Origin of the sequence: Nocardioides sp. Iso805N (assembly GCF_000364605.1) — a bacterium.
Taxonomy (GTDB): Bacteria; Actinomycetota; Actinomycetes; order Propionibacteriales; family Nocardioidaceae; genus Nocardioides.
Genome location: NZ_KB822580.1, coordinates 1 through 4,812 on the forward strand (window position 1 = coordinate 1; position 4,812 = coordinate 4,812).

Sequence of the window (4,812 nt, forward strand, 5' to 3'; positions counted from 1 at the left end):
GCCGAGGGCTGCACCGTGCCCGCGACCTGGTGCGACGCCCACCACGAAAATCCCTGGAGCCGAGGCGGACCCACCGACCTGACCAACGCCGCCCTCCTCTGCGGCCACCACCACCACAAAGCCCACGACCCGACCTACGAGACCATCAGGCTCGCCAGCGGGGACTACCGCTTCCGCCGCAGAGTCCCGACGCCCCTCCGAGACCTCAGAGGGCTCGCGTCGTGACACTCGAGAAGCTATCCCGTCACTCAGCGCTCGGGCCAGCCGGTGTAGCCCTCGGCGAGGTAGGTCGAGCCCGCCTGCGACCCGATGATGCTGGCGAGCTCGCCCAGCTGACGCTGCTCGTCGAAGTCGCTCGCGCCCTCGAGCCGGTGCAGCATCGAGGTCATCCAATAGGAGAAGTGCTGCGCCTTCCAGACCCGAGCCAGGGCGCGATCGGTGTAGCTGTCGAGGGCAGCGTCGTCACCCTTCTTCACCGTGCGCTCGATCGTCTCGGCGAGCACGCGCACGTCCGCGAGGGCGAGGTTGAGCCCCTTGGCGCCGGTCGGCGGGACGGTGTGGGCGGCATCGCCGGCCAGCAGCAACCGGCCGTGCCGCATCGGGGTCTGAACGAAGCTGCGGAAGGGAAGCACCGTCCGCTCGATCACCGGGCCCTCGTTGAGTCGGAAGCCGTCCTCGCCGGCCAGCCGTGCCTGCAGCTCGCCCCAGATCCGGTCGTCGGACCACGCTGCCGGGTCCTCGGCCGGGTCGCACTGGAAGTAGAGCCGCTGCACGCTCTCGGTGCGCTGGCTGACCAGCGCGAAGCCGCGCTCGGAGCGGGTGTAGATCAGCTCGGGCGCGCTCGGCGCGGACTCGGTCAGGATCCCGAACCACGCGAACGGATACTCCCGGAAGAACCGCGTCGGGTTCGGCACGAGGTCGCGGCAGATGCTGCGCGAGCCATCCGAGCCGACCACCAGGTCGGCGACGATCTCGTGCCGAGTGCCTGCGGCGTCGGTGTAACGGACCCGCGGCGCGTCGAGTACGTCGAGGACCTCGGTCTCCGTGATGCCGTAGCGGAGGTCACCGCCGTCCGCCGTACGCCGGGCGTGCAGGTCGATGAAGACGTCGGTCTGGGGGTAGAGCCAGCAGGACGCACCGACCAGACCCTCGAAGTCGATCCTGTGGCTCACTCCGTCGAACCGCAGGTCGATGCCCTCGTGTCGGTGACCGTCGCGCAGCACCCGGTCGACGCCGGAGTCGACGAGCAGCCGGACGCTGTCGCGCTCGAGGATGCCGGCCCGGTGGGTGGTCTCGATGGCCTCGGCGGCGCGGTTGTCGACCACGACCGTGTCGATCCCGGCCAGGTGCAGCAGATGGGACAGCATCAGCCCGGCCGGCCCGCCGCCGACGATCGCTACCTGGGTGCGGGTGCTGCTGGCGGGCTGGGCGGGGGTGGCGATGCTCATAAGGTCGACGCTAATGAGACCTGGGGCACATGTGCGACCCTGGTCTTTCACTCAGTGAAAAGAGCGTGAGATGCCAGGCCGAGCCGCACCCGGTGCGTCACTGGTCGCACGCACCCTGGAAGTGCTCGGCGCGTTCGACGACACCCACCGCCGTCTGACGCTCTCGGCCATCGCCGAGCGGGCCGGGCTCTCCCCTGCCACCACGCACCGGATCGTGCGCGAGCTGGTGGCCGGCGGGGCGCTGGTCCGCACCGCCGACCGGAGCTACGTGATCGGACGCCGGCTGTGGGCGCTCGGCCTGCTCTCGCCGACCCAGACCGGGCTGCGCGACGTCGCCTCGCCCTACCTGCAGGACATCCACGCCGCCACCCGCGCCACCGTCCACCTCGCGGTACGTGACCGGGCCGAGGTGCTCTACCTCGACCGCATCTCCGGGCAGACCTCGGTGCCGGTCGTCAGCCGGGTTGGCGGCCGGCTGCCGCTGCACTGCACCGGCGTCGGCAAGGCCGTGCTCGCCTACGCACCCGACGAGGTCGTCAAGCAGGTGATGCACCACCTGACCCCGCACACGCCGTACACGATCACCTCGCCGGGGATGCTCGCGCGCCAGCTGACCCGGATCCGCGCCGAAGGCTGGGCGACGACCCAGGAGGAGATGACGCTCGGCGCCTGCTCGGTCGCGGTTCCGGTCTGGAACGGGGAGGAGGTGGTTGCCTCGATCGGCGTCGTCGTGCCCGACTTCCGCCGCGAGAAGGCCCGTCTGGTCGCCGCCCTGACCGTCGCCGCGCGCGCGATCGGTCGGGCGGTGAGCGTCCCGCCGACTCAGCGCGGCAGCGGCGCGTAGAAGACCAGCCCGTTGCCCTGGTTGTCATAGACCACGGCGCGCCGCTCGTGCGCATCGTCGTACGGCGCCCGCACGATCGCCCCGCCATGGTCCTCGATGGCCCGTGCGGCGGCATCGACGTCGTCGGTCCTGACGCCCACCACCACCTTTCCGGGCAGCGGGTGATCGACGGGCGTGGCCAGGGCCACGGTGACACCACCGCCGTCCAGTGCCGCGTAGTGCGCGCCGTCGCGGAACTTCAGGGTGAACCCGAGGGTCTCGGTGTAGAACGCGATCGACGCGTCGAGATCGTCCGTGGACAGGACGATCATCCGGACCTGCTGCTCGCTCATGACGCCTCCTCAGCTGTGGAAGGCCAGTCTGCCTACTGCTCGCCGACGGCGGGGATCGGGTCACAGATGCACAAGAACCCGAGCCCCTCGGGACCCGGGTTCTTCTGATGACTCATCTGCGCGGCTGTAGGGATTCGAACCCCAGACCTTCTGATCCGTAGTCAGATGCTCTATCCAGCTGAGCTACAGCCGCTCGTCCGTTGCGGACTGGAAGACAATAACCGACGACACGCGTCGGACCTAAATCCCGACGCTGTGGGATCATCTCAGCACCCGATCGGGCGGCTCAAGACGGCAGGCGAGGCCAGCGGAGGGAGACCACGTGGAGGACAGCGCCGTGGACCGCGCGCTGCTGGAGGGCCGAGGAACCGAGCTGTACGAGCTCACCGTCGCCGAGGGCGGCATGTCGACCGACGACGACCGGATCGGTGAGGGCGGGGAGTTCCACGAGGCGTTCGAGCTCCTGGTCTCCCTCGGGCTGCTGCACCACGACAGCGACGACGGCACCCGCTGGGTCCCCGACGACCCCGGCACCGCCCAGGGGCGGGTGGTTGCACCCCTCAGCCTCGAGGGCACCCGGCTGTTGCAGGAGTCGACGCAGTGGGCCCGCGACTTCGCCGCGCTCGGCCAGATCTGGCGGCGCGGTCCACAGGCCACCTCGGGTCCGTTCACCTATCTGCGCGGGGATGCCATCGCGCCGTACATCTCCACCCTGGCGGCGGAGGCGACCGAGGAGATCCTCACCGCTCAGCCGCAGACCGGGCGCGACCTCGGAGCGGCGGCGCTGAAGCAGTCCCTGGCCCACGAGCAGGAGCTGATGGACCGCGGCGTACGGGTGCTGACCCTCTACCAGCACGCTGCCCGCCGCAACACCTCCACGCAGCGGTACGTCGCGGGCGTGACCGCGCTCGGCGCCGAGGTGCGCACGCTCGACGAGTTCTTCCACCGGCTGATCGTGGTCGACCGCAGGATCGCCCTGATCCCGACCCCGGACGACCTGGGCGTCGCCCTCGCCGTACGCGAGCCGACGGTGGTGGCGTACCTGGTCGATGTGTTCCTGCGCTCCTGGGAACGGGCCCGGCCCTTCACCAGCAGCGGCGAGGACGTGGCCCGGCACATCGCCGGCGAGCAGCGCGCGATGACGATCCGGATGCTCATCGAGGGGTACGCCGATCCCGGCGCGGCCAAGCGGCTGGGCGTCAGCTCGCGCACCTACGCGGCCTACGTCGCCGATCTGAAGGAGGAGTTCGAGGCCGATACCCGGTTCCAGCTCGGCTACATCCTCGGCCGGCAGGGCCTCACCGGTGAGCCTCAGGAGGTCGTCGAGGACTCCGACGCAGACGAAGGGCAGTGATCTGGCGCGATCACTGCCCTTCTCAGGGGAGTCGGCATCGAAGGTCGGGGGAGGCTTCGACGCGCCGGCTCGAGGGTCGGGCCTACTTGTGCAGGCTGTAACCCCAGGTGAGGTCGGCATGGGCTGACGGGCTGGTCATCCCGATCACGCCGACACTGACGGCCACGGAGGCCAGCACGATGCTGATCCTGCGCACGATCTTCATATCGCTTCCTTCGAGGTCGGGGCCCTCGGTCAGGCCGCTAGACCCAGTCTCACCGGGTGATCCTGAATCAGGGAGAAAAGTCGCCCTGCACCTTTTTGCACTGCAGAAACGTGCAAAAGTCCTCCGAGCCCGCTCTGCGGCGTCGCGGAAGTGAAATCTCGAGCGATTCGCGTCAGGCCGGGTCGGTGTCGCCGTCCCTCCTCCAGGCACGGTGACCGGCGCTCTCCCCGATGAACGACGAACACTTGGCCTGCTGTCCCGTTCGGAGACGTCCGGACGGGACAGCCCTGTTTGTGGTGTCAGTGGGTGCGGCGCCACGTGCGGGTCAGCTGACGCCGACGCTCCCGCAACCCCCACCGCGTCACCAGCTTGAGCGACTCCGAGGCCACCGCCCCACTCATCTTCGAGGCACCCCGCACCCGCTCCACGAACTCGATCGGCACCTCCCGCACCACCAACCCCGCCCGCAACGTCCGCGTCGCCAGATCAGTCTGGAACACATACCCCGCCGACTCCACCGACCCCAGATCCACCTTCTCCAACGTCGCCCGACGAAACAACCGGAACCCCGCCGTCGCATCCCGGATCCCGATCCCCAACAACAACCGGACATAGAGATTCCCACCCCG

6 protein-coding genes, 1 tRNA gene and 1 pseudogene are annotated in these 4,812 nt (G+C 69.5%); 3 read left to right on the forward strand and 5 right to left on the reverse strand.

Translation table 11 applies throughout. The features are described from left to right. On the forward strand, positions 1 to 225 hold a 225-nt coding region (locus H036_RS22890; protein ID WP_036488507.1), incomplete at its 5' end, for an HNH endonuclease signature motif containing protein. 23 nt (positions 226 to 248) lie between these two features. Here H036_RS22890 and H036_RS0113850 read toward each other — a convergent pair. Further along, on the reverse strand, positions 249 to 1,448 hold the full coding sequence (locus tag H036_RS0113850; RefSeq protein ID WP_017935393.1) for a 4-hydroxybenzoate 3-monooxygenase: 1,200 nt from the start codon (positions 1,446 to 1,448) through the stop codon (positions 249 to 251). 70 nt (positions 1,449 to 1,518) lie between these two features. Here H036_RS0113850 and H036_RS0113855 point away from each other — a divergent pair, with 70 nt between their 5' ends. After that, positions 1,519 to 2,292 carry an IclR family transcriptional regulator gene (locus tag H036_RS0113855; RefSeq protein ID WP_026146052.1) on the forward strand — a complete coding sequence of 258 codons (774 nt, stop codon included), beginning with the start codon at positions 1,519 to 1,521 and terminating at the stop codon, positions 2,290 to 2,292. On the opposite strand, the gene H036_RS0113860 is transcribed toward H036_RS0113855, so the two are convergent. After that, positions 2,271 to 2,624 carry a VOC family protein gene (locus tag H036_RS0113860; RefSeq protein ID WP_017935395.1) on the reverse strand — a complete coding sequence of 118 codons (354 nt, stop codon included), beginning with the start codon at positions 2,622 to 2,624 and terminating at the stop codon, positions 2,271 to 2,273. The two genes, H036_RS0113855 and H036_RS0113860, sit on opposite strands and share 22 nt — an antisense overlap. Before the next feature lie 119 nt (positions 2,625 to 2,743). Then, positions 2,744 to 2,817, reverse strand: a tRNA-Arg gene (locus H036_RS0113865). Between the two features lie 129 nt (positions 2,818 to 2,946). Here H036_RS0113865 and H036_RS0113870 point away from each other — a divergent pair. Next, on the forward strand, positions 2,947 to 3,978 hold the full coding sequence (locus H036_RS0113870; protein WP_017935396.1) for a hypothetical protein: 1,032 nt from the start codon (positions 2,947 to 2,949) through the stop codon (positions 3,976 to 3,978). Positions 3,979 to 4,060: 82 nt separating this feature from the next. Here H036_RS0113870 and H036_RS26090 read toward each other — a convergent pair whose 3' ends face one another. Together H036_RS26090 and H036_RS26175 are read right to left on the reverse strand one after the other, a co-directional pair. Next, positions 4,061 to 4,183, reverse strand: coding sequence for a hypothetical protein (locus tag H036_RS26090; protein ID WP_017935397.1), 123 nt, complete (start codon positions 4,181 to 4,183; stop codon positions 4,061 to 4,063). Positions 4,184 to 4,482: 299 nt separating this feature from the next. Continuing rightward, positions 4,483 to 4,812, reverse strand: a pseudogene (locus H036_RS26175) (dolichol-phosphate mannosyltransferase); the annotation flags it as partial.

Excerpts from the sequence above, each read along its gene's own strand:
- H036_RS0113850 (WP_017935393.1), bottom strand. The coding sequence starts at position 1,448 with ATGAGCATCGCCACCCCCGCCCAGCCCGCCAGCAGCACCCGCACCCAG.
- H036_RS0113855 (WP_026146052.1), top strand. The coding sequence starts at position 1,519 with ATGCCAGGCCGAGCCGCACCCGGTGCGTCACTGGTCGCACGCACCCTG.
- H036_RS0113860 (WP_017935395.1), bottom strand. The coding sequence starts at position 2,624 with ATGAGCGAGCAGCAGGTCCGGATGATCGTCCTGTCCACGGACGATCTC.
- H036_RS26090 (WP_017935397.1), bottom strand. The coding sequence starts at position 4,183 with ATGAAGATCGTGCGCAGGATCAGCATCGTGCTGGCCTCCGTGGCCGTC.